The sequence below is a fragment of the Dactylosporangium sp. NPDC049525 genome, assembly GCF_040676755.1.
Classification (GTDB): domain Bacteria; phylum Actinomycetota; class Actinomycetes; order Mycobacteriales; family Micromonosporaceae; genus Dactylosporangium.
Genome location: NZ_JBFAPO010000002.1, coordinates 225717 through 249918, shown reverse-complemented (window position 1 = coordinate 249918; position 24202 = coordinate 225717). Strand labels below are relative to the sequence as shown.

Here is a 24202-nt window from a genome sequence, read left to right as displayed (position 1 = left end):
GGGACCGAATCGGTCCACTGTGGACATATCAACAGCGTTGGCGCCCACGAGGCTACCTCGCCCGGCTGGCCGTTCGCGGGGTTTTGGGATTCTGGTTTCCGACTATGGCGGCGGCAACCGCGCGGCCGGACAGCCAGGCCGCCTCCACCCTGGGCCGCCCGAATCCGTCGCCGGCCAGATACACGCCCTCCACCTGCGCAAACGTGGAATCTGAGGGCTGGGTGGGGCGGGCCGCCGGCCAGCGCCTCGCGGCCACGGTGACCGCGGCTTCGGGCAGGTCCAGCAGTTCCCTCACGGCCGCCTCAACGTCGGCGGCGGCCGATTCGATCGCAAATCGGGGTGTGGTGTGCGCCACCAGGACCGGAGCGCCGTCGCCGCGCCGCGACCCGTCGTCGCACAGCGTGGTGAGCACGGGGTGATCGTTGACGAATGCGCCGGTCAGCGGCTTCCAGCAGCGGCGGCGGTAGCGCAGCGCGACGGCCAGGGAAGGCTGCCAGTCCTGGGCGGCGGCGAGGTCCGCCGCGGCCGGAAACACCGACGCCGCCTGCGGGGCGGGCATCGCCAGGACCACGGTCCCATCCAGAACTGTCAGGTCTTTGACAGCTACCCCACAGGTGACATCAAGGCCCTCGGCGAGCTCCACGGCGAGGGACGCCAACCCGCCGGAGGCGGCCCACCGCACCGGGGCGCCGGCACCGGCAGGGTGCGGGCTTTCGCCGTACACCTGGAAATCGCCGACCCACGGGTGCACCAGGCCGGCGTCCTGCCAGCGCGACACCACGGCCTCGAACCCGGGGTCGCTGACGGTGAAGTAGGCGGCGCCGAGGTCGACCGGCCGGCCGTCCAGAACGTCGCCGCCGAGCCTGCCGCCGGGCGCCGCGGACCGCTCCAGGACCCTGACCGGCACGCCCGCGTCGTGCAGCGCCCCAGCGCAGGCCAGCCCGGCCACGCCCGCGCCGATCACGACCACCGTCATCCGAATAGTCTCTCAGGATGGAAATTCCGCAGCGGGCCCGCGTCGTGGTGATCGGCGGTGGGGTGATCGGCACGTCGGTGGCCTACCACCTGGCGAAGCAGGGCGTCACCGACGTGTTGCTGCTGGAGCGGGACCGGCTCACCGCCGGGACGACCTGGCACGCGGCCGGGCTGATGGTGACGTTCGGCTCGTTGTCGGAGACCTCGACGCGGATGCGGCAGTACACCCGCGACCTGTATGCGTCGCTCGAGGCGGAGACCGGCCTGTCCACCGGGCTGCGGCAGTGCGGGTTCATCGAGGTCGCCGCCGACACCGGCCGCCTGGAGGAGTACCGGCGGGTTGCCGCGTTCAACCGGCACCTCGGCGTCGACGTGCACGAGATCTCCCCGAAGGAGGTCCTCGACCTGTTCCCCCTCGCCCGGGTCGACGACGTCCTCGCCGGGTTCTACGTCGCCGAGGACGGCCGGGCCAACCCGGTCGACGTGACCATGTCCCTGGCGAAGGGCGCCCGGCAGCGCGGCGTGCGGATCCTCGAGGGCGTCGCGGTGACCGGGGTGCTCCGCTCGCGCGGGACGGTGACCGGCGTGCGGACCCCGTTCGGGGACATCGAGGCGGAGACCGTGGTCAACTGCGCCGGGATGTGGGCCCGGCAGCTCGGCGAGGAGGCCGGCGTCAGCATCCCGCTGCAGGCCGCCGAGCACTACTACCTGATCACCGAGCCGATCGACGGGGTGCACGCCGGCCTGCCGGTGCTGGAGGACCCCGGCTCCTACGGGTACTTCCGCGAGGAGGGCGGCGGGCTCATGGTCGGCCTGTTCGAGGGGCAGGCGGCGCCGTGGTCGGTCGACCGGGTGCCGGAGGACTTCTCGTTCGGGACGCTGCCGCCGGACTGGGACCGGATGGCGCCGTACCTGGAGGCGGCGATGGGTCGCATCCCGGTCACCGCGAACGCCGGCGTGCGGACGTTCTTCTGCGGACCGGAGAGCTTCACCCCCGACCTGGCGCCGATCTTCGGTGAGTCCCCGGAGCTGCGCGGGTACTTCGTCGCCGCCGGCCTCAACTCGATCGGCATCCTCACCGGCGGCGGGATCGGCCGCGCCCTGGCGCACTGGATCGCCGACGGGGAGCCGGATGTCGATGTGACCGGGATGCACATCGACCGGTTGCAGCCGTACCAGCGCAACCTGCGGTACCGCTCGGAGCGCACCGTCGAGGCGCTCGGCATGGTCTACCAGACCCACTACCCACACCGGGCGATGCAGTCCGCGCGGGACGCCCGCCGCTCACCGCTGCACGAGCGTCTGGCCGGGCTGAAACCGCACCTGCGCGACGTGTCCGGGTGGGAGATGCCGGACGTGTACCAGTTCCCGGGGGTACCGGAGGCGTCCTGGTCCCGGCCGGAGTGGTTCCCGCAGTGGGAGTCCGAGCACCGGGCGGTGCGCGAGGGCGTCGCGGTCATGGACATGTCGTTCATGGCCAAGTTCCTCGTCCAGGGCCGCGACGCGGGTGCCGTGCTGGAGCGGCTGTCGGCGAACCGGATCTCCGGCGGGCTGGTCACCTACACGCAGTGGCTCAACGAGCGCGGCACCATCGAGGCCGACCTGACCGTCACCGAGCTGGGTGAGGACCGGTTCTGGGTGGTGGCCTCCGACACCGCGCACCGGCACGTCCTGGCCCGGCTGCAGCGGCACACCGCGGACCACCACGCGTTCGTCACCGACGTCACGTCGGCGTGGGCGCAGCTCAACGTGCAGGGCCCGCTGTCGCGCGAGCTGTTGTCCGCCGTCAGCGACTCCGACGTGACGATGCCGTTCCGCGGCGCCCGGGAGCTCGAGATCGGCTACGCGCGGGTGCTGTGCCTGCGCATCACGTACGTCGGCGAGCTGGGCTACGAGCTCTACGTGCCGGTCGAGCAGGCGGTGCACGTCTACGACCGCCTCGTGGCCGTCGGCGCCGCCGTCGGGCTGCGCCACGCCGGGCTGAAGGCCCTCGCCAGCCTGCGGCTGGAGAAGGGGTACCGCGACTACGGCCACGACATCGACAACACCGACGACCCGCTGTCGGCCGGGCTGGGGTTCGCGGTCGCGTTCGACAAGCCGTCGTTCATCGGCCGCGACGCGGTCCTCGCCCGGCGCGACGCGGGACCCCTGTCGAAGCGGCTGGTGCAGATCCTGGTCACGGACCCGTCGGCGCTGCTGTTCCACGGCGAGGTCGTCCGCCGCGACGGCCGCGACGTCGGCTACGTCCGCGCGGCCTCCTACGGTCACACCCTCGGCGGCGCGGTCGGCCTGGCGTTCCTCGACGCGGGCGCAGATGTGCTGGACCAGGGCTGGCTGGACGGCGGCGCCCTGTCGGTGGTGGTCGCCGACCGCGAATACCCGATCAGGGCATCGCTGCGGCCGCTGTACGACCCGACGAGCGCCCGGGTCCGCGTCTGACAGCTACCCGACGACAGGGTTACATTCCGTAGTTGTGTTCCTACTCTCAGTTGATGTCGGGCCGCGACGGGCGGCCCCAGGCAACGGGGGCAAGGACCATGCGCATCACCACTTCGAAGTTCCACCGGGTCGCGATCACCGCCGTGGTGCTCGGCGTCGGGCTCGCCATGACGGCTGCGGCACCGGCGCAGGCGGCGGGCACGTTCACCTTCGCCGGCCTGCGCGACTGGGACCACGACGGCCACCAGGACGTCGTGGCCGAGGGCGCCGGCGGGAAGCTGTGGCTGTACCCGGGCCAGTCGAAACGCGGCTACTCCACCGCGACCCCGGTGCAGATCGGCAACGGCTGGACCCCGTTCACCTACGCCGGCGTGGCCGACTGGGACCGCGACGGCCACCAGGACATCGTCGCCCGCGACGGCGGCGGCCTGCTGTGGCTCTACCCCGGCCAGTCGAAACGCGGCTACTCCACCACGACGCCGGTGCAGATCGGCAACGGCTGGAGCGGCTTCACCTTCGCCGGGATCGCCGACTGGGACCGCGACGGCCACCAGGACATCGTGGCGGAAGGCCCCGGCGGGAAGCTGTGGCTCTACCCGGGTCAGTCGAAGCGCGGGTACTCCACGGCGACGCCGGTGCAGATCGGCAACGGCTGGACCCCGTTCACCTACGCCGGCGTGGCCGACTGGGACCGCGACGGCCACCAGGACATCGTCGCCCGCGACGCCGGCGGCCTCCTGTGGCTCTACCCCGGCCAGTCCAAGCGCGGCTACTCCACCGCGACGCCGGTGCAGATCGGCAACGGCTGGTAGACCCGCACCGCTGCGCACAGGGCGTCCCGCTTTCCCGGCGGGGCGCCCTCCGCGCCGCTCAGCCGCCGGCGGGCGCGGCCGGCGCGGGGCCGCAGATGAAGTGGGGCTCCGGGTCGTAGCGCCAGGCGAAGCGCTCGCGGCGGATCTCCTTGCCGTCCTGCTTGAAGACGCGGAACGCTTCCTGGGTGAAGCCGGGCAGGCCGTCGGTCGGGTTGCAGTCCGGTTCGCGCAGGTACGTGGTCGCCGGCTGGACGGTCTTCGTGCGCGGGCCGTACTCGGCGGTGACGTCCCAGCGCTTCGTGCCGTACAGGGTCACGGTGACCGACGTGTCGGTGGTGGCGGTGTCGATGAGGACGCCGTTCGGGGAGTCGTTGCGGAACCGCAGGTCGAGCGACGGGTACACCACGGTCGCCTCGATGACCGAGGGGTAGCGGTCGAACCAGTACGTGTGCGGGCGGTGCTCGACGTCCTGCAGGCCGGCGTAGAAGACGGCGTTGAACAGCGTCGTGGCGACCTGCGACACGCCGCCGCCGGGCGAGTTCTTGATCTTTCCGTCCTCGATGCCGGGGGCGTCGACGTAGCCCTTGGCGTGGGTGCGCTGGCCGACGTGGCCGTTGAGGGAGAACGTCTGGTCTGGCCGGACCACGGCGCCGCGCAGGGCCTCGGCCATCGTGCGGATGTTGACGACGCGGGACTGGCCGGCGACGAACTTCGTGGTGAAGGTCGACAGCTTCTCCCGGATGCCGAGGGCGCCGAGCTGGGTCGAGGACACGGCGGCCGGTTTCGCGGTGAGGCCGACCTCGACGCGGCGCGGGGTGGCCGAGGTCCGCAGCGCGGCCAGGATCGCCGGGGTGCCGGCCACCAGGTCGGCCTGCTGGCCGTCGACCTGGGGCTTGACGACCGGGCGGTCCTGTTCGACGGTGAACGTCGCGTCGGTCGCGTCGAGCTCGACCTTGGCCAGGGACGGCACCGCCTTGCGCAGGGCGGCCGCGTCGAGGGACGGCTGGACGAGGCCGTCGGCGTCGGACTCCAGTTTCAACGCCGCCGCGATGGCGGGAACGGGGACGGTCACCTCACCGCGCGGGGTGACGAGGACCAGCGGCGCCGCGACGGCGGGCGTGGCAAGCCCGGTCAGCAGGCGGTCGACGTCGGCCTTGGTGCTGCGCGGCACCAGGTCCACGACGGGGAAGTCGACGGTGCCGCGCCGCAGCCAGCCCGACTCCATGATCGCGCCGACCGTGCGGCGGTCGAGGCCGCGGCCGCTGACCGGGTACACGGCGACCGGATGCTGCTTGTCGAAGCGGACCGCGGGCAGGACCGGGGCGTCGCCCTGGGTGCCGAGGTGGGTCATCAGCGCCTCGTACAGGCGGGTCGGGTCGGCGTGCACGACCGGCTCGACGGTGATCCCGCCGTGCAGCCACGCGAACGGTCCCGGCGTGGCGGCGACGGCCCGCTCGACGGTCGCCTCGACGTCCAGGGTCAGGCCCGCGGCGGCCGGGTCGACGCTGGCCGTGGCCGTGCCGACGCGGACCGGCACCGGGGTGGTGATCCGCTGCCGCAGGTTGTCGCGCAGCAGCCGCACCGCGTCGGCGCGGGAGTGCCCGCCGAGGTCGACGCCGAGGACGTGCACGCCACGGTCGACGTCCTTGGCGTACGTGCTGACCGCCGTGACGAGGGGTACCACGACCAGCAGGGTCACGGTCGCGGTGAGCCGTCGCCGGCGGCGGGCCCGGGCGCGCCGCACGATGGGCGGCACGACGGGACGCTCCTGCGGCGCGGTGGGAGCCAACCGGCGCAGTCGGGACAGCAGGTCCGTTGCCATACAACAAACCATGCCCGATTTGTACCGTCTGTCTGGCTCGATCGGCCCCGATGTCCCCCTACGTGTCACAGTGATGGCGCCGCGTACTGCGGTTATGCCGTTCTGGGCCGTGACCAGCCACCGGCAGCGACACTGATGGGCCTCGCTGGCAGGATGTACGGGTGCGGCAGTTCCGGATGTTGGCCATGCGTGTGCGCTCGCCCGAGGCGAGTGCCGCCCTGACGCATGCCGCCCGCCGCATCGACCTGCCCGTCGCCCAGCTCCCGGGTGACCCGGCCGAGGTGACCGGGCTGCGCTCGGCCGACGGCGTCGCCTGGCGCGCGGCCGGCGGCTACCTGACCACCCTCATCGCCGGCGGCGTCGACATCAGCCTGCACGGCGCCAGCCCCAGCTGGTTCGCCGGGCTCCCCCGCGACGTCACCGGCCGCGACATCCGCCTCGTCAGCGTCGGCGAGGCCCCGGATCTCGTCGGCTCCCGCCCCGCGGTGGCGAAGCTCGCCGACGAGAAGCACCCGGCGTTCTCCGCCGCCTGGGTGCGCAACGCAGACGACCTGCGCAACCGGCTGCGCACCGCCCGGCTGCCTGCCGACAGCACGCTGATCATCATGGATCACTGGCTGGACCTCGCCTCGGAGTACCGGGTCTTCACCATCGGCCGGGAGCCGGTCGCGTGGTCGCCGTATGTGGTGGAGGGCGAGGAGTGGAGCCCGACACTGCGCCACCACCGCGCGTCCTGGCACGACGAGGCCGCCACGTTCGTCGCGCTGATGCTCGCCGACCTGCCCGCCGAGGACGTCCCGCCGACCGCCGTCATCGACGTCGGCCGCACCGAGTCCGGCGACTTCGCCGTGCTCGAGGTCAACAACGTGTGGAGCTCCGGGCTGTACAGCTGCGACCCCGACGGGGTGCTGCGCGCCGTGCTCGCCGCCAACGACCCCGACTGCGCCCCACGCTGGCGCTGGCAACCGGCACCGGCCCTGGGCGCGTGACCGGCCGGCCGGACCGCCGGCTGACCCGCCCCGCGTGGTGGTTCGTGGCCGGATACGGCGTGTCGGCGATCGGCACCGGCCTGTGCTACCCGTTCCTGGCCATCTACCTGCATCAGGTCCGGGGACTGCCGGCCGGTGAGACGGCGGTGCTGCTGCTCGTGCTGGCGGGCGCCGCGGTGCCGATGTCGGTCTACGGCGGCGCGCTCGCCGACCGCCACTCCCCCCGCGTGGTCGCCGCCGGCGCCCTGGTGGTGCAGACCGCGGGGTGGCTGGTGCTGGCTGCGGGGCGGGGGTACGCGGCCGAGCTGGCGGCGCTGCTCGTGATCGGCGTCGGCACGGGACTGTTCCTGCCCGCTGTGATCCCGGTCATCGCCCGGCTCAGCCGCAACGACGAGGTCAAGGTCCGCACCATGTCGCTGCGGTACCTGCTGCTCAACGTGGGGCTGGGGGTCGGCGGCGGGCTCGGCGGCCTGGTGCTCGGCGCGGCGACCGACAGCACCTACCGGTGGCTGTTCGCGGCCGACGCCGTGAGCTGCGCGCTGTACGCCGCGGTGATCGCCGCGCTCGTCCCGCTGCCGGCCGGCGACGCCGCGCCCGGACGGCGGCGGGCGGCCCGGGTCCCGTTCCGGCCGGGCCTCAGCTACGCGCTGCTGCTGGTCGCGCAGCTGCTGCTCGTCACGTTCGGCATGGCGCAGCAGGACAGCGGCGTACCCCTCGCGGTCCGCACCGACTTCGCCGGCTCCACCGCACTCGTCGGCGGCCTCTACGCCGTCGCCACCTTCGTCGTGCTGGCCGGGCAGCTGCTGGTCTCCCGCTGGGTGGAGCGCGTGCACAAGACCCGCGCCCTGATCACCATGAGCATGACGTGGGCGGGAGCCTGGCTGCTGGGCCACGCCGCCGGCACCGTCGCCGGCGACGCCCAGGTGGCGCTGCTGGTCGCCATGATGGTCACCTTCGCGCTCGGCGAGTGCGCCTACAGCCCCGCCTTCTACACGCTCGTGGAGCAGCTGGCGCCGCCCGGGACGCTGGGCCGCTCCACCGGCGCCGCCTGGGCGACCTTCCAGGTGGGCAACACCACTGGCCCGCCGGTCGCCGTCTACCTGCTCAGCACGTCCGTCCCGTTCTGGCTGGTCCTCGCCGCCGCGGCGGTCCTCGCCGCCGGGCTGGTACTGGTGATCGACCGCCGGATGCACGCCACACCACCCCCGGTCCCGGCACCTGCGATGAGCGGCGCCCCGTCGTAGCCCTCACAGCGACGCCCGGCGCAGCCGGCGGACCGGGCGGATGAGCAGCACCGCCGCGCACACCCCGACGGTGACCGCGGTGGACAGCAGCAGCAGGTCCCGCGGCGCGACCACGGAGGCGACCGGGCCGACGAGGGCCTGACCGATCGCGACGCCGGAGACCGAGCCGGCCACCTCGTATGCGGTGACCCGGTTGAGCACCTCCGGCGGCACGAGCGTCTGCACGCTGGTGGACCACATCACCGACCAGAACGCCCACGAGAACCCGCCGAGCACGTGCCCCGCGATCAGGACGCCGAGCGGCGGCTCCAGGGCCACGGACAGCGGGATGGCGGCGAACCCGATCAGGACGATCCCGCCCGCGGCGAGGGGACGCGCCGGGCGGAAGCGGATCGCGACCAGGCCGCCGAGGACGGTACCGCAGCCGAGGCCAGCCATCGTCCAGCCGTAGGCGGCGTCGCCGAGCCGCTCGCCGATCAGGCGGGAGCCGAGCGGGATGTACGGGCCGAAGACGAACAGGCCGAAGAACACCCACACCACGATCACCGACCACATCCAGCTGCGGGACCGGAACTCGGTCCAGCCGCGCCGCAGGTCCGCCAGGACGCCGCTGCTCGCGGCCACCACGGGCGTCCGCGCGATCAGGGTCAGGCACAGGCCGCTGAGGAGGAAGGTGCCGGCGTCGAACGCGTACACCGCGCCCGCGCCGGTCAGCGACATCAGCACGCCCGCCAGGACGGGGCCGCCGAGCTGCGTCGCCGCGTCGGCGATCTTGAGGGTGCCGTTGGCGCGCTGCGGGTCCTTCGCGACGAGCGGGACCATGCCGTTGACGCCCGGCTGGAACATCGCGGCCGCGCCGCCAGCGACGGCGGAGGCCACCAGCAGCAGCCACAGCGGCGGGGTCCCGGCGAAGAAGGCGACGGCGACCGCACCCTGCGTGACGGTCCGCACCACGTCGGCGCCGATCATCATGGCCCGCGCGCCGACCCGGTCGGAGAAAACGCCACCGAACACGATGAACAGCACGAACGGTGCGGTCCAGACGGCAAGAACGTACCCCACGCCGGACACGCCGTAGATCGCCCCGACGGCGAGGGCCGCGGCGACCGGCATCATGGCGTCGCCCAGCAGCGACACCACCCGGGCCGCGAAGTAGAACGAGAAATCCCTGGTCCAGAGCCGTGGCGTGACGTCGCCGACCGGCTCGCTGACGATGACCGCGGTCATCGGTTGCACTCCATGATCAATGATTCTGGAGGTGGCGATGGCCACGCACAGGCGCCGCAGGCGACATCCTTGGGTACATTCCTGCCATGCCCAACCGAGTCGTCGCCCTGCTCGGCCCGGTCCAGGAGATGTATCCGGTGACCTGCGCCTCAGCCGTCTTCGGCGACCACGGGCCCGACATCCCGCGGCACTACGACTTCCGGCTCTGCGCCGAGCGGCCCGGCCCGATCCGCACCACGATGGGCGTCGACATCATCGTCTCCGACGGCCTCGGGGCCCTCGCCGACGCCGACACGATCCTCGTCGCCGGCTGGTGCCCCGGCCCGGACCTGTCCGCCGAGCTCGGCGACGCGATCCTGGCCGCGCACGCCCGCGGCGCCCGGATCGTCGCGGTCTGCTCCGGCATCCACGTCCCGGCCCGGCTGGGCCTGCTGGACGGGCGCACCGCCGCCGCGCACTGGGAGGCCACCGGTGAGCTGAGCCGGCACTACCCGAAGGTCCGCGCCGACGCGACCGTCCTCTACGTCGACCACGGCGACGTGGCGACCGCCGGCGCCACGGCCACCACGATCGACCTGTGCCTCAACCAGGTCCGGCGGGAGCACGGCGCGGCCCTCGCCATGCGGATCGGCCGGCAGCTGGCGGCGGCACCGCACCGGGAGGGCTGCCAGCGGCAGTATCCGGCGCTGCCGACCGCGGGTCCCGTGCCCGACTCGCTCGCCCCGCTGCTGGACTGGATCGCCGCGAACCTCAGCCGGCCACTCACCCTGGCGGACCTGGCGACCAGGTCGGGGATGTCACCGCGTACCCTCAACCGCCACTTCCACGAACAGCTCGGCATCTCACCCGGTCGATGGCTGCTGGACCGCCGCATCGCGAGCACCCGGGCGCTGCTGGAGGAGACGGACCTGCCGGTCGAGACGATCGCCGAACGCGTCGGGCTGTCCTCCGCGGTCAACCTGCGCCGCCGCTTCCGCAGCGCCGTCGACACGACCCCGGCCGCCTACCGCCGCTCGTTCCGCTGAAACGCTAGAAAAAAGCGGCGCGGACCCGCAGCAGCCAGTCCTCCGCGACCCGCTCGTCCGGCTCGGCCGGCAGCACACCGGCGGTGGCGTCGAACGCCTCCTCGTACTCCACCAGCATCCGGCGCGCGGCCTCGATGTCGCCGCCGGCGACCTGCTCACCGAAGTCGAGGAAACGCTGCGGGTCGTCGAGCCGGATCCGGATCACGCCGGTGGTGTACGCGGTGTACCCCTGCCAGCACAGCCGCAGCAGGTGCCGGGCGTGCTTCGCGGTGCGGTGGCGGGTCTCGGAGGAGAACGAGCCGTCGCCACGCGACTCCAGCTTGCGGAACTGCTGCGTGGCGTAGCCGAGATACGCGTCGCGGATGCGCTTCGCCGACAGGAACGACGAGCGGATCGCGATCAGCTCGTCGCCGAGCGGGGTGCGTGCCTCGTACAGCTCCGCGGGCAGCCACATGAGCTCCGACACCGTCGGGTTGCCGCCGAGCGCGAGCCCGCAGTACTTGCGCGCCTCGTGGAACGTCACGTCCGGGTGCGTGGACACCACCGACTCGGTCGGCTGCCGCAGGCCGTGGAACGCGACCGTCGGTGCCGCGAACACGCCGAGGCGGTCGATGTCGGAACCGGGGCCGGCGAGCCCGTAGGCGGTCGAACCGACGATCCCGGCGAGCAGCACGTTGTCCGGCGTCATGATCCCAGTGTCGCCGACCTGTCATCGGGTTTTACAACTCGTCCGCCCGCAGCAGGGCCCGGACACCCAGCACCTCCCGCAGTGGGTCGCCGTCGTCCATGTCGTCCACCACGCACACGGTGCCGAGGAACTGCGCGCCGAGCTCCAGGACCATCTCGCGGGCCGCGCCGGCCTGGGCACCGCTCTCGATCCAGTCGTCGACGCACACCACCCGGTCGCCGGGCCGGACGAGCCCACGACGGAAACTCATGAGGGCGCCGCCGCCATGGTACGAACCGGGCAGGGCTCTGCGGATGAACGCCGGATCCGAGCCGAACGCGATCCGGTCGTTCTTGCGCACCTCGACGAACCCGACGCCCAGCTGCGCCGCGACCAGGGCACCGACGAGGCTGCCCCGCGACACCGGCCCCGCGACCAGCGTCGGCGCGCCCGGGACGAGGGCGGCGAGCGCCGCCGGCAGGTCCCGCAGCACCACCGGGTCCCGCCACCACTCGGTCACGTCCGCGTAGGCCACGTCCGGCCCACCCCGCCAGTGGAACCCGACCTTCAGCCGCCCCGCGAGATCGACCACGCCGCAGACGCTAACAGCCAGGGGCTGGACGCCGCGCCCGGCTCACCGGGCAATCGCAGCCTTCGCGGCCTGAGCGGCTTCGCGCACCGCGGGAGGACCTGCTCGCGCCGCTGCTGCCACAGGCCCGCGGGGACCATGATTGGGAACGGGACCCCGCGCTGGACGCCGCGTTCGGCGCGGCGGGCGACGCCGCGTTCCTGCTCAACGTCGGCGCGCAGCTCGTCTACTTCACCTCAACCGCCGACCACGGCTGACGCGTCGGCGTCGGCGGCGGCGGCACGGCGGCCGGCGCGGCGCGTGTAGACGCGGCGGGCGACGCCGGAGAGGACTGGGACGAGGACCCACCAGGCGTACGCGTAGTGGGTCACGAACGACGCCGGGATCGACACCAGGAACGCCGTGGCGAGGGCACCGGACGCGATCAGCGCGCCGGTGGTCGCACCCGCCGGGGTGCCCTCGCGGAACAGGCCGTGCCGGCGGATGGTGAGGACCATCGCCATGAACAGCAGCGCCGCTGTCACCTGGACGGCCGCGTAGAAGGTGAACCGGGCCTGGAAGGCGCCGTCGCCGTTGAGGACCTTCGTCGCGAACGGGGTGATGACCTGCATGAGCAGCCACAGCAGGGTCAGGATGCTCAGCTTGCCGCCCATCGTCTCCACGTACCGGAAGACGCGGTGGTGGCCGGACCAGTGCGCGCCGATCACGATGAAGCTGATCAGGAAGGCCAGGTATTCGCCGCGGTCCTCGGCCACGCTGTGCAGCAGCTCGTGGTTGGTCGCGCCCTCCGGCACGGGCAGTTCCAACGCGAGCAGCGTGATGGCGATCGCGATGACGGCGTCGGAGAAGAACGTGAGCCGCTCCGCCGCCACCGCCTTCGCGACCGTCACCGTGTCCTGATCAGTCATGGCGCCACACACTACTGGGTGCGGACGAAACCCTTCGGGGCCGTGGGGATCCTGATCGTGGCCGCCGGCGGCGGAGCCTCCGCGCGGCGCAGGGTGGCCTCGTCGTAGCGGTCGGTGTCCTCGTGCCAGCGCACGATGCCCGACATCCAGTCCTGCAGCTGCACCACGTAGGCGTCGATGCCGTCGCGGGCCGTCGCGGGCAGGCGCAGGTGCTCGTACAGGGCCGGCAGGTCGACCGCGACGATGCGTTCGAACTGCCGCATGCGCGACGTCATCAGGTCCCGGACGATCTCGGCCGCCTGCGCGCGGGACACGTCGAGGAAGTTCTCCACGACCAGGACGATGTTGTGCAGCTCGCCCTCGAACTCGATCTCCTTCTGGTACGAGTACAGGTCGTTGACGAAGCACGCGTAGTCGCTGGCGGCCGCCTCCAGGTGCTGCAGCGGGCGGGTCTCGTACACCTCGGGCGGGACCTGGCGGCCGTTCCTGAACCGGGACAGGCTCATGGTCAGGTCGGAGCCGAACGTGCGGCGGCGCATCTCGATGTAGTCGACGGGGTCGGGGATGCGCCGTTCGTGCTGGTTGCGCAGCTCCCACACCCAGCTGTCGAGCATGACGTCGACGGCGGCGCGGAACTGCGCGCGATGCGCGTCGCCCATCGGTGCCGCCGTGCGCGGCCACAGGTCCGCGAGGCCCTTTTCGAGGGGGTTCACCGGCAGGTCCACAGTGGACAGGTCGAGGGGCATGAAGGACTTGAGCCGGGCGACCATGGCGCGGGCGCCGTTCAGGTCGCCGGTCGGGCCGTACACCTGCGGGAACCAGTCGTCGCCGTAGGTGCCCCAGCTCAGCCAGTGGGTGCCGAGGTCGAGTTCCTCGGCGGACCCGTCGGGGTTGAGGGCGCCGGCGCAGACCGCGAAGTCGTAGCCGGTGAGCATCCGCTCCGTCCACACCGACGGCGCCTTGACGGCGGGGGCCGCGGGGCGGGGCACGGCGTCGAAGAACCCCATGTCGCGGGACCAGTCCACGACGCTGCGGCGGGCCCGCTCCAGGTGCGGGTTCTGCCGCGACCGGAACGGCAGGTACAGCTCGGGGATCGGCAGCGGGCCGACCTTCCGGAAGGGGCTCAGGTCGTAGCGCTTCGTCCTGGACACACCGACAAGGGACCCGAGCCGCGCCGCCGACGTGCCGATCCCCATCGGGCCGCCGAGCGTGAACTGGCCCGTGGGCCGCACGGCGGTGTTCATGTACCGGCTGGAACGCAGGTGCCACTCGTGCCCGCCGGCCTGCCAGTCCTGCAGCCCGGCGGCGTACTTGAGCACGCGCAGCCGTTCCACCGGGTCGAGCGCGTGTTCGGCGAACAACGGTTCGAGCTCCGTCAGTACCGTGTGCTCGAACTGCTGCAGGCGTGAGGTCAGGATCTCGTTGACGGCGTCGGCGGCCTCCTGCGGGCCGTAGCCGAGGAAGTGTTCCAGGACCAGGACGCAGTTGGCGAGCTCACCCTCCCGCTGGGTCTCCCGTTCGTAGGAGAACAGGTCGTTGCGCAGGTGGACGCCGTCGGCGAAGGTGTCCTTGAGCACGCGCAGCGGCCGGCTGTGCGCGACGCGGGCCGGGATCTCCGCGGCGGTGGCGTATTCGACGAGGTTCGCCGACCAGGGCGCGCCGCCGACCTTGCGGCGCATCTCGATGTACTCGATGGGGTTGGAGACGCGGCCGGCGTTGATGTTCGCCAGCTCCCACAGCGACTCGTCGAGGAGGTTGCGGGTGCTGTGCACGAAGCGGGCCCGCCAGTCGGCGGACATCGCCGGCACCGTGCGCTGCCACAGTTCGGCCAGCCCGCGCTCGACCGGGTTCGTGGGCTCCTCGGTGATCGTGCCGTGCAACGGCATGAACATGCGCAGCCGTTCCAGGTAGCGGGAAGCGCCGTCCATGTCCTGGGTGCGCTTGAACACGTCGAGGAAGTGGTCGTCGAAGAAGAACACCCACACGTACCAGTCGGTGACCAGGTCGAGCGCAGCCGCCGGCGCCTCCGGGTGTGTGTAGGCGCACAGCAGCGCGTAGTCGTGGTCGTCCAGGTCGCGCTCGTCCCAGATGCCGGAGCCCTCCAGCATGCCCATCTCGCGGGCCCACGCCCTGGTGTGCGTGCGGGCGCCCTCCAGGTTCGGGTTCAGGCGGGCTGGGTATGGCTGGTAGAAGTCGGGAAGCGTAAAGGGAGTCACAGGACCTCCAGCTCGTGGACGGCGGACAGCATCAGCGCCGGCATGGTGGTTCATGACCTGACCGTGGACGGCAGCGAGAACTGCTGGTGCTCCGCGGCGACTTGGCGCTCCCGCACGGTCAGCGGGCCGAGGTCGCGCAGCGCGGCGATGACCTCCTCGACCAGGCGCGGCGGCGCCGACGCCCCCGCGGACAGGCCGATCACCCGCGCGCCGGCCAGCCACGCCGGGTCGATCTCCGACGCGTCGTCGATGAGGTGCGCGGGCGTGCCGAGCCGGCGGGCGACCTCGACCAGCCGGACCGAGTTGGACGAGTTCGCGGACCCGACGACGAGGACCAGGTCCGCGTCGCGGGCGACCGCGGCGACCGCCTCCTGCCGGTTGGTGGTGGCGTAGCAGATGTCGTCGGAGCCGGGTCCCCGCAGCGCCGGGAACCGTTCCCGCAGCGCGTCGACGACCTCGGCGACCTCGTCGACGGCCAGGGTCGTCTGCGTCAGGTACGACACCCGAGCCGGGTCCTCGACCCGCAGCGCCGCGACACCGGCGGCGGACTCGACCAGCACCGTGCGGTCCGGTGCCTCGCCGAGCGTCCCGTCGACCTCCTCGTGCCCGGCGTGCCCGACGAGCACGACGGTGTCGCCGCGGCCGGCGAACCGACGCGCCTCGGCGTGCACCTTCGTGACCAGGGGGCAGGTCGCGTCGACGACCCGCAGGTCCCGTGCCGCGGCGTCGGCCCGGACCTGCGGCGCGACGCCGTGCGCGGAGAACACGACGGTCGCGCCGTCGGGCACCTCGTCGAGCTCCTCGACGAACACCGCGCCCCGGGCCTCCAGGTCGGCGACCACGTGCCGGTTGTGGACGATCTGTTTGCGCACGTACACCGGCCGGCCGGCGGTGGCGAGCATCCGCTCCACGACCTCGATCGCCCGCTCGACCCCCGCGCAGAACGACCTCGGCGCGGCGAGCAGGACGGTGCGTTCGACCACCGTCACCGCTACCGGTCCCGTCGGGTGGCGAACCGGGCGAGCTCGGCCAGCTCCGCCTCGGCCCGCGGGTCGGCGTCGGCGGCGGCCAGGGCGTCAAGGGCCCGGGTCAGCAGCGCGTCGGCCTGCGCCTGGCTCCACAGCCGGGCGCCGGCCGCCTCGACGAGGACCGCGGCCCGGGCGACCTGCGCCTCCGGCAGCGCGTCCCCGGCGCCGGCGCCCGTGTAGAACGTGGCGAGCTCCAGGGCGGCCGGGGTGGCGGAGGTCAGGGCCGCGACCACCGGCAGGGACTTCTTGCGGCTGCGCAGGTCCGAGTGGACCGGCTTGCCGGTCGTGGCCGGGTCGCCCCAGATGCCGAGCAGGTCGTCGGCGAACTGGAACGCCAGGCCGAGGTCCTCGCCGAACTGGGCGAGGCGCAGCACCTGCGCCGGCCGGCCACCGCCGAGCAGCGCGCCGATCGCGCACGCCGAGCCCAGCAGCGCGCCGGTCTTCGCCTGCGCCATGCTCAGGCACTCCTCGACGCCGACGTCGGTGCGGCGCTCGAAGTCGAGGTCGGCGCTCTGCCCTTCCAGGAGCCGCTGCACCGCGGCGCCGAGCATGCCGGTCGCCCGGGTCGCCGCCGGGTGCCCGCTGCCCACGAGGGTGTCCATCGCCAGCGCGAGCAGCGCGTCCCCGGCGAGGATCGCGGCGCTGGTGCCGAACACGCTCCACGCCGTGGGCCGGTGCCGCCGGGTCGCGTCGCCGTCCATGACGTCGTCGTGCAGGAGCGAGAAGTTGTGCACCAGTTCAACGGCGACGGCACCAGGGAGCGCGTCCGCCGCCGTACCCCCGACCGCCGAAGCTCCCAGCAGCACCAGCGCGGGGCGCAGCGCCTTGCCGGGGTCCGCGGCCACGGCCAGGCCGTGCTCGTCCCACCAGCCGAAGTGGTACCCCGCGATGTGCCGCATCGACGTCGGCAGCGTGTCGACGGCGGTCCGCAGCGCCGGCGTGAGGAGGTCCCGGCTGTCGGCGAGGACCGCGCCCGAGGACCTTGGCTTGGTGACGACCTGAGCGGCGACCATCCGGTCAGCCTCCGATCTCGACGTGTTCGAGGACGCCGAGCGCGTCGGGGACGAGCACAGCAGCGGAGTAGTACGTGCTGACCAGGTACGAGCTCACGGCGTGCTCGTCGATGCCCATGAACCGCACGTTGAGCCCCGGTTCGACCTCGTCGGGGATGCCGGTGCGGCGCAACCCGATCACGCCCTGCTCGTCGGCGCCGGTGCGCAGGACCAGGATCGAGCTGGTTCCGTGCTCGCTGATCGGGATCTTGTCGCAGGGCAGCAGCGGTACACCCCGCCACGACTGCACCTGCCGGCCGTCGACGGCAACGGTCGGGGCGTACAGGCCGCGGCGGTTGCATTCCCGGCCGAACGCGGCGATGGCCTTCGGGTGGGCGAGCAGCAGCCGCGACTTGCGCCGGCGGGACAGCAGCTCGTCGAGGTCGTCCGGGGTCGGCGGGCCGGTGCGGGTGGAGATCCGCTGCCGTGGGTCGGCGTTGTGCAGCAGGCCGAACTCGCGGTTGTTGACCAGCTCGTGCTCCTGCCGTTCGCGCAGCGCCTCGACGGTGAGCCGCAGCTGCTGCTCGAACTGGTTCATGGGCTGGTTGTAGAGGTCCGCGACGCGGGTGTGCAGGCGCAGGATCGTCTGGGCGACGCTGAGCTCGTATTCCCGGGGCGTGGTCTCGTAGTCGACGTAGGTGCCGGGCAGGACGGGCTCGCCGGTGTGGCCGGAAGCCAGCTCGATAGCGGCCTCTCCGTGCTTGTTCTGCTTCCTGCTTGTTTTCTCCACATTTTTCGCGATGTACGGGTTGAGCCGGTCCCGGAACCGGTCGATCTCCTGGCGGCGCAGCGCGAGCAGCGTCGTCGGGGTCGTCGTGCGGACCGTGCAGCCCCAGGCGTTCAGGGTTCCTTCGAAGACGCCGTCGCCGAAGAAGTCGCCGTCGGTGAGCACGCCCAGGAGGGTCTCGTCGCCGTACTCGCCGACGCCGAGCTGCCGGACCTTGCCCCGCACGAGCAAGTAGACCCGGTCGGCGGGCTGCCCCGCGGTCACCACTGTCTCGTCGGGGCCGAGCTCCAGCTGCTCGAACCGCTCCGCCAGCTGGTGCAGCACCGAGTCGTCCGGGAACTCCCGCAGCGCCGGCAGCTCCCGCAGCTCCTGCGGGATCACCTTCACGTCCGCGCCGGTGCTGGTGAACGTGACCCGGCCGTCGCCGACGGTGTAGGTGAGCCGCCGGTTGACCCGGTAGGTGCCGCCCTCCGCCTCGACCCACGGCAGCATCCGCAGCAACCAGCGCGGCGTGACGCCCTGCATCTGCGGAACGGATTTCGTGGTGGTCGCGATCGTCCTCGCGGCCCGGGTACTGAGACTGCGCAGCTGCTCGGACTCCGCTTCAGTTCTCACGGCCGATTTCCACATTCTCAAGAATGCCGAGCGCGTCCGGAACCAACACCGCGGCGGAATAGTAGGCACTCACCAGATACGAAATGATGGCCTGTTCGCTGATGCCCATGAAACGCACGGAGAGGCCGGGCTGGTATTCGTCGGGAATGCCGGTCTGGTGCAGCCCGATGACACCCTGCTGCTGTTCGCCGACGCGCATCAGCATGATGGACGTGGTCCGGGTGTCGCTCACCCCGATCTTATTGCTCGGGAAGATCGGCACGCCGCGCCACGCCGGGACCTGGTGCCCGCCGAAGTCGATGTTGCCGGGGTAGACGCCCCGCCGGCTGCACTCCCGGCCGAACGCGGCGATGGCCCGCGGGTGGGCGAGGAAGAACGTCGGCTCCTTCCACACCAGCGACAGCAGCTCGTCCATGTCGTCCGGGGTCGGCGGGCCGGTGCGGGTGTAGACGCGCTGGTCGTAGGCGGCGTTGTGGAGCAGGCCGAAGTCGCGGTTGTTGACGAGTTCGTGCTCCTGCCGCTCGCGCAGCGCCTCGATGGTCAGCCGCAGCTGCTGCTCGACCTGGTCCATCGGCTTGTTGTAGAGGTCCGCGACCCGGGTGTGCACCCGCAGCACGGTCTGCGCGACGCTGAGCTCGTACTCCCGCGGTTCGCTTTCGTAGTCGACGTACGTGCCGGGAAGGACCGGCTCGCCCTGGTGTCCCGAGGCCATGTCGATGGCGGCCTCGCCGTGCTTGTTCTGCGGCTTCTGCGGCTGGCTCTGCATCCGCCGGATGTGCTCGCGCAGCGCGTCGGCCTGCCCGTTGAGCTGCTGCATCGCCTGCCACGACAGGGCGAGGACGGTGCAGCCGGTCAGCGCCTTGGCGGTGAACTCCCAGTTGGCGGCGCCGCCGGTGAGGATCTCGGAGCCGAAGTGGTCACCGTCGGCGAGGACCCCGAGGACGGTCTCGTCGCCGTACTCGCCCGCGCCGATCTTGTTGATCTTGCCGTGCGCGATGAGGAACACCCGGTCCGCCGGCTGCCCCTTGGTGACGATGACGTCGCCGGGCGCGAACTCCTGCTGCACGAACCGGTCGGCCAGGGAGCGCAGCGCGGTGACGTCCTCGAACCCGCGCAGCGCCGGCAGCTCGGCCAGCTCCTGCGGGATGACCTGGACCTGCGAGCCGGTGGAGATGAACGAGACCCGGCCGTCGCCGACCGCGTAGCTGAGCCGCCGGTTGACCCGGTACGCGCCACCGCCGGCCTGCACCCACGGCAGCATCTTCAGCAGCCACCGCGAGGTGATCTCCTGCATCTGCGGGACCGACTTGGTCGTCGTGGCCAGATTCCGGGCCGCGCCGGTGCTGAGGCTGAGCCGCCGCTGCTCCTCACCGTCGCCCGCCCCGCCATTGGCTTGCGCATTCGATCCGATGGATTCCAGCACGGTCATTTCATTGCTTCCAATCACGCATTCGGCAGGTGTTGGACACGGCTGAACCACCGCACGGGTCAGCGGCGGTGCAAAAGAATGGGATTGCCGTGCGAACGGTTCAAGTATGCCGTCGGACCTGGCCGATCGGGCGGTAAACCAAAAATGGTCGGCCAATTTCGCGCGATACCCCTAGCGCCGCCGATCGGCGCGTGCACGGCATTCCCGGCACCAGCAACTGTCGGGTCCACGACAGTTCACCCGCTGTTGACGAGCTCCGCCTCGAACCCGTCGGTGTCTTCCAGATATGCCGCGTAATGGTCGGGCCCGCCGGCGTACGGATGCCGCTCGGCGAACAGCAGCGACCACCCGTGCCCGGGCGCCGCATCGACGATCTCGTCGACCCGGTCCCGCCCGGCGACGTGGAACGCGAGATGGTTCAACCCCGGCCGACGCCGCTCGTGCCGGTCCGCCGTCAACGCCGGCGACTGCTCCACGACGATGTACGTCCCGCCGAGCCGCCAGCTGCGGCCCGCCGGCCAGTCCTGGAACTGCGTCCAGCCGAGCTCGCCGAGCAGCCATCCCCAGCTGCGCGTGGCCCGTCCCAGGTCCGGCACCCACAGCTCGACGTGGTGCAGCACCGCCTGGCTACTCGAAGCGGGTGGGGTCGCCGGCGCCGACGCGCAGGATCTCGGGCTCGTCGCCGGACAGGTCCACGACGGTGGTGGGCTCGACGCCGCACTCGCCGTCGATCACGACGTCGACCTGGTTGTCGAGCTCTTCCTTGATCTCCCAGCCCTGCGTCATCGGCTCGTCCTGGCCCGGCAGCAGCAGGGTGCTGGACAGCAGCGGCTCGCCGAGCTCGGCGAGGATGGCCTGGGTGACCGTGTGCTCGGGGATCCGCACGCCCACGGTGCGCTTCTTCGGGTGCAGCAGCCGCCGCGGCACCTCGGGGCTCGCCGGCAGGATGAACGTGTAGCTGCCCGGCGTCACCGCCTTCACGAGACGGAACACCGAGTTGCTGATCTGCACGAACTGGCCCAGCTGGGCGAAGTCGCGGCACATCAGCGTGAAATGGTGCCGGTCGTCGAGCTTGCGGATGTCGCGGATCCGCTCCAGGCCGGGCCGGCTGCCCAGCTGGCACCCCAGCGCGTAGCAGGAGTCCGTCGGGTAGGCGATCAGCCCGTCGTCCCGCAGCACGGTGACGAGCTGCTGCAGCAGCCGGGGCTGCGGGTTGTCGGGGTGCACGTCGAGGAACCTGGCCACCCGCTGAGCGTACGCGCCCCGTGTGGGTCGGCTCCCCGGCCGCGGCCGACCCAATTCGGTCGCCGTCCCGGCCCCGTGGCGGCAGACTGCGTCCGATGACGACGGTGCACATCCGGGTGGCCGGGCGGGAACACCTCGACGAGGCCGCCACGATCTGGGCCGAGGCCACCGCGGCCCGCGACGGCGGCACCGAGGTCGCCCCGCTGAGCCTCGCCCGTCCGGTCATCGAGCTGGTGATCGAGCGTTCGCCGAGGTCGCTGCTGGTCGTCGCGCTCGACGCGGATGATCGGGTCGCCGGCTTCGCGGCGGTCGAGCCCACGTCCGCGGACGAGTCCACGGCCGGGATCCGCTACCTGGCGGTGCGGCCCGACAGCTGGGGTGCCGGCGTCGGCCGGCAGCTGATGCTGGCCCTGCCGGACCTCCTCGCCGCCGCCGGATACACCCGCGGCGAGCTGGACGTCTACCTCGACAACACCCGGGCGGTCACCCTGTACGAAGGGTTCGGCTGGACCCCGTCCGGCGATGCCGCACCGCACCCGCGCACCGGCCGCCTCGAGCAGCGGTACCGGCTCGACCTCTGATCCTGCCCCTGACCTCGGCGCCGGCCATGCATCGCACGGCGCATCTGGGTATTCAATCGGCGGCGACGCAGCGGAAACGTGGGAGGAGTAGGAAGGTGCCATGACGGATCTGGAGGCTGTGACCGACTGGGTTTCGGGCTACGTGCGGGCGTGGAACAGCAACGATCCCGCCGACATCAGGGACCTGTTCGCGGAGGACGCGGCGTATTACACGGCGCCGTTCGAGGACCCGTGGCGGGGGCGGGAGACGATCGTGAAGCAGTGGCTGGCGCGGCGGGACAAGCCGGGCGAGGCGACGTTCACCTGGCATCCGGTGACGGTCGGGCCGGAGCTCAGCATCGTGCAGGGCGTGACGACCTATCCGGCCCGGGTGTTCAGCAACCTGTGGCTGATCCGGCTCGACATCGTGGGGCAGTGCCGGGAGTTCACCGAGTGGTGGATGCGGCAGCCCGCTCCCGCATGATCACGCCGGCGACCGGGTTCACAGCAGCTCGGGCAGCGGCGCCGGCCGCAGGCGACGCCAGACGATGGTCGTGTAGGCCACCAGCAGCGCCGTGGTCAGGATGTGGGCGGCGGAGAAGGCGACCGCGTTCTGGTTGACCGCCCGGGCGGCGTCCCAGTCGGTGGGGTCGAGGTGGCCGGCCAGGACCGAGAACACGAGCGTCGGCACGAGGGCGACGCGCCACACGAGGATCGTCCAGTGGCGCAGGACGGTGTGCCTGTCGAAGCCGAGGCGGGTGGCGACCGCGCCGATCATCAGGAACCAGAGCACGAAGAGCAGCAGATAGGCCCAGAGCCCGTCGCGCGCGAGCGATCCGGCCGCCGAGGCGACGCGGAAGGTGTCCGCGACCTCGGTGCGGGGCAGCGTGCTCACGTCGTCGATGACCGCGTCGGCGCGTTGCAGCGCCCAGATGTTGACGGCCTGCAGGCAGGCCTGCACGGCGCCGAGGGCGGCGAAGCCGGCGGTGAGGACCTGCCACAGCGGCGACGGGCCGCCGGCGGCGACGATCGCCTCGACCGCGGCGGCGTCCGGGATCCCGCCGTGGGTGGCGCACAGCAGATCCGCGCCGGAGGCGTAGCCGGGCTGGCCGCAGCGGACGCACGGCATCGACACGACGGTCACAAGATCGGCAGCGTAGAGCAGGCGGACCCGACCGGCTGACCGCCGAACGGACCGAATGCGGCGACCCTGACAGCCCTTTCCCGTAGTGGACGGCGGCACGGAGGTCCCGCCGGTCCCCGCCGCGCCTGTCGTGATTGCGCCAATGTGGAGCCGCGCCGGTCCGCGGGTGCCTACGGTTGATCAATGGTTGACTCCCAGCAGCGGGCTGATCAGCTGGTCGACGTGCTCGTCACCGAGTTCGGCGAGCTGATGGCTCAGGACCCCGCCGCGTTCCGCCGCAAGTTCCGCAAGATGGCCGCCACTCCGTTCGCGTTCTACCGCGGCAGCGCCTGCGTCTACTACGCCGACCTCAACGGCGTCGCCGACCCGTTCCTCGACGAGCGGACCTCCGGCGTGTGGATCCACGGTGACCTGCACGCCGAGAACTTCGGCACGTACCTCAACTCCGAGGGCGTCCTCGTCTTCAACGTCAACGACTTCGACGAGGCGTACGTCGGGCCGTTCATCTGGGACCTGAAGCGGTTCGCCGCGAGCGTCGCGCTCATCGGCTACGCGAAGGCGCTGTCCGACACCGTGATCGGTGACCTGGTCGCCGGTTACGCCCGCACGTACGTGTCGGAGCTGCGCGCGATCGCCGCCGGCGGTGAGGAGGCGATCGGGTCGCTGACCCTCGACACCACCGACGGCGTGCTCCGCGACGTGCTGCAGCAGGCCCGGCTCAACACCCGGGTCGGCCTGCTCGACGAGCAGACCGTGATCGAGGACTACGACCGCCGCTTCGCGATGAGCGACGGCGTGTACCTCGTCGACGCGCCGACCCGCGCCGAGGTGGAGGCGGCGTTCGACGCGTACCTGCCGACGCTGCCGTCGTGGGACGGCACGCGCACCGAGCGGTACACCATCAAGGACGTGGTGATGCGCAAGGGCGTCGGCATCGGCTCGGCCGGGCTGCCGTCGTACAACGTGCTGCTGGAAGGCCACACCCAGGCTCTGGAGAACGACGTCATCATCTACATGAAGCAGGGCCAGACGCCGGCGGTGTCCCGCTGGATCACCGACCCGAAGGTGAAGGCGTACTTCAAGCACCAGGGCCACCGCACCAGCGAGTCGCAGCGGGCCCTCCAGGCGCACGCCGACGCGTGGGCGGGCTACACGGAGCTGCGCGGCGTCGGCCAGGTCGTCGCGGAGGTGTCACCGTACGCGGCGGACCTGGACTGGAGCGACGTCAACGAGCTCGCCGACCTCGCCGGTGTCGTGAACTACCTCGGCCGCGCGACCGCCCGCATGCACTCGGTCGCCGACGACGAGTCCAGTCACGACCTCGTCGACTTCTCCACCGAGGAGGCGATCGTCGCCGCGATCTCCCGCGACGAGGAGGGGTTCACCGCCTCGCTCGTCGACTTCGCCCACTCCTACGGCGCCCGCGCCCGCGCCGACCACCAGATCTTCGTCGACCTGTTCCGCAACGGGAAGTTCCCGGGTCTCTAAG

The 24202-nt window shown here is 72.0% G+C and carries 22 protein-coding genes; 8 read left to right on the top strand and 14 right to left on the bottom strand.

What is annotated here, in order from left to right; all coding sequences use genetic code 11:
* Positions 1 to 52: 52 nt before the first annotated feature.
* Positions 53 to 970 carry an FAD-dependent oxidoreductase gene (locus AB0K00_RS05440; protein ID WP_363516437.1) on the bottom strand — a complete coding sequence of 306 codons (918 nt, stop codon included), beginning with the start codon at positions 968 to 970 and terminating at the stop codon, positions 53 to 55.
* 23 nt (positions 971 to 993) lie between these two features.
* Here AB0K00_RS05440 and AB0K00_RS05435 point away from each other — a divergent pair, with 23 nt between their 5' ends.
* Positions 994 to 3414: an FAD-dependent oxidoreductase gene (locus AB0K00_RS05435; protein ID WP_363515723.1), complete on the top strand. Its 2421-nt coding sequence runs from the start codon at positions 994 to 996 to the stop codon at positions 3412 to 3414.
* Positions 3415 to 3512: 98 nt separating this feature from the next.
* The gene (locus AB0K00_RS05430; protein WP_363515720.1) at positions 3513 to 4226 is read left to right on the top strand and encodes a VCBS repeat-containing protein; all 714 of its coding nucleotides are present in this window, start codon (positions 3513 to 3515) and stop codon (positions 4224 to 4226) included.
* A gap of 58 nt (positions 4227 to 4284) precedes the next feature.
* On the opposite strand, the gene AB0K00_RS05425 is transcribed toward AB0K00_RS05430, so the two are convergent.
* Positions 4285 to 6048, bottom strand: a complete 1764-nt coding sequence (locus tag AB0K00_RS05425) for a VanW family protein (RefSeq protein ID WP_363515717.1) — start codon at positions 6046 to 6048, stop codon at positions 4285 to 4287.
* A gap of 185 nt (positions 6049 to 6233) precedes the next feature.
* On the opposite strand from AB0K00_RS05425, the gene AB0K00_RS05420 reads away from it, so the two are divergent.
* Positions 6234 to 7037, top strand: coding sequence for an ATP-grasp domain-containing protein (locus tag AB0K00_RS05420; protein WP_363515714.1), 804 nt, complete (start codon positions 6234 to 6236; stop codon positions 7035 to 7037).
* Positions 7034 to 8281, top strand: a complete 1248-nt coding sequence (locus tag AB0K00_RS05415) for an MFS transporter (RefSeq protein ID WP_363515711.1) — start codon at positions 7034 to 7036, stop codon at positions 8279 to 8281. Before AB0K00_RS05420 ends, AB0K00_RS05415 begins: the two co-directional genes overlap by 4 nt.
* A 3-nt stretch (positions 8282 to 8284) precedes the next feature.
* On the opposite strand, the gene AB0K00_RS05410 is transcribed toward AB0K00_RS05415, so the two are convergent.
* Positions 8285 to 9508, bottom strand: a complete 1224-nt coding sequence (locus AB0K00_RS05410) for an MFS transporter (RefSeq protein ID WP_363515708.1) — start codon at positions 9506 to 9508, stop codon at positions 8285 to 8287.
* Positions 9509 to 9594: 86 nt separating this feature from the next.
* Between AB0K00_RS05410 and AB0K00_RS05405 the strand changes: the two genes are divergently transcribed.
* Complete coding sequence (locus AB0K00_RS05405) at positions 9595 to 10533, top strand: helix-turn-helix domain-containing protein (RefSeq protein WP_363515705.1); 939 nt, start codon at positions 9595 to 9597, stop codon at positions 10531 to 10533.
* A gap of 4 nt (positions 10534 to 10537) precedes the next feature.
* On the opposite strand, the gene AB0K00_RS05400 is transcribed toward AB0K00_RS05405, so the two are convergent.
* The 10 genes from AB0K00_RS05400 to AB0K00_RS05355 form a co-directional block, all read right to left on the bottom strand.
* Positions 10538 to 11221, bottom strand: a complete 684-nt coding sequence (locus AB0K00_RS05400; protein WP_363515702.1) for a nucleotidyltransferase domain-containing protein — start codon at positions 11219 to 11221, stop codon at positions 10538 to 10540.
* A 31-nt stretch (positions 11222 to 11252) separates the two neighbouring features.
* Positions 11253 to 11792 carry an adenine phosphoribosyltransferase gene (locus tag AB0K00_RS05395; protein WP_363515699.1) on the bottom strand — a complete coding sequence of 180 codons (540 nt, stop codon included), beginning with the start codon at positions 11790 to 11792 and terminating at the stop codon, positions 11253 to 11255.
* A 233-nt stretch (positions 11793 to 12025) separates the two neighbouring features.
* Positions 12026 to 12697, bottom strand: coding sequence for a TMEM175 family protein (locus tag AB0K00_RS05390; RefSeq protein ID WP_363515696.1), 672 nt, complete (start codon positions 12695 to 12697; stop codon positions 12026 to 12028).
* 11 nt (positions 12698 to 12708) lie between these two features.
* Complete coding sequence (locus AB0K00_RS05385) at positions 12709 to 14913, bottom strand: germacradienol/geosmin synthase (protein ID WP_363515694.1); 2205 nt, start codon at positions 14911 to 14913, stop codon at positions 12709 to 12711.
* 50 nt (positions 14914 to 14963) lie between these two features.
* Positions 14964 to 15902 (bottom strand): 4-hydroxy-3-methylbut-2-enyl diphosphate reductase, encoded by a 939-nt coding sequence (locus AB0K00_RS05380; RefSeq protein ID WP_363515691.1) that lies wholly within the window; start codon positions 15900 to 15902, stop codon positions 14964 to 14966.
* A gap of 2 nt (positions 15903 to 15904) precedes the next feature.
* Positions 15905 to 16954 (bottom strand): family 2 encapsulin nanocompartment cargo protein polyprenyl transferase, encoded by a 1050-nt coding sequence (locus tag AB0K00_RS05375; protein WP_363515688.1) that lies wholly within the window; start codon positions 16952 to 16954, stop codon positions 15905 to 15907.
* Positions 16955 to 16958: 4 nt separating this feature from the next.
* A complete protein-coding gene (locus AB0K00_RS05370) occupies positions 16959 to 18335 on the bottom strand; it encodes a family 2B encapsulin nanocompartment shell protein (RefSeq protein WP_363515685.1) in 1377 nt (458 codons plus the stop codon).
* Positions 18325 to 19764, bottom strand: coding sequence for a family 2B encapsulin nanocompartment shell protein (locus AB0K00_RS05365; protein WP_363515682.1), 1440 nt, complete (start codon positions 19762 to 19764; stop codon positions 18325 to 18327). The genes AB0K00_RS05370 and AB0K00_RS05365 overlap by 11 nt, the downstream gene beginning before the upstream one ends.
* Before the next feature lie 236 nt (positions 19765 to 20000).
* Positions 20001 to 20384: a VOC family protein gene (locus AB0K00_RS05360; protein WP_363515679.1), complete on the bottom strand. Its 384-nt coding sequence runs from the start codon at positions 20382 to 20384 to the stop codon at positions 20001 to 20003.
* A 7-nt stretch (positions 20385 to 20391) separates the two neighbouring features.
* Positions 20392 to 21009 carry an L-threonylcarbamoyladenylate synthase gene (locus AB0K00_RS05355; protein WP_363515676.1) on the bottom strand — a complete coding sequence of 206 codons (618 nt, stop codon included), beginning with the start codon at positions 21007 to 21009 and terminating at the stop codon, positions 20392 to 20394.
* A 95-nt stretch (positions 21010 to 21104) separates the two neighbouring features.
* Between AB0K00_RS05355 and AB0K00_RS05350 the strand changes: the two genes are divergently transcribed.
* Both AB0K00_RS05350 and AB0K00_RS05345 read left to right on the top strand, forming a co-directional pair.
* Entirely contained in the window at positions 21105 to 21590 is a 486-nt protein-coding gene (locus tag AB0K00_RS05350) for a GNAT family N-acetyltransferase (RefSeq protein ID WP_363515673.1), read from the top strand.
* A 100-nt stretch (positions 21591 to 21690) separates the two neighbouring features.
* Positions 21691 to 22053: a nuclear transport factor 2 family protein gene (locus AB0K00_RS05345; protein WP_363515670.1), complete on the top strand. Its 363-nt coding sequence runs from the start codon at positions 21691 to 21693 to the stop codon at positions 22051 to 22053.
* A gap of 18 nt (positions 22054 to 22071) precedes the next feature.
* Here AB0K00_RS05345 and AB0K00_RS05340 read toward each other — a convergent pair whose 3' ends face one another.
* Entirely contained in the window at positions 22072 to 22713 is a 642-nt protein-coding gene (locus tag AB0K00_RS05340) for a hypothetical protein (protein ID WP_363515667.1), read from the bottom strand.
* Between the two features lie 183 nt (positions 22714 to 22896).
* Here AB0K00_RS05340 and AB0K00_RS05335 point away from each other — a divergent pair, with 183 nt between their 5' ends.
* A complete protein-coding gene (locus AB0K00_RS05335) occupies positions 22897 to 24201 on the top strand; it encodes a DUF2252 domain-containing protein (RefSeq protein ID WP_363515664.1) in 1305 nt (434 codons plus the stop codon).
* Position 24202: the final 1 nt, after the last annotated feature.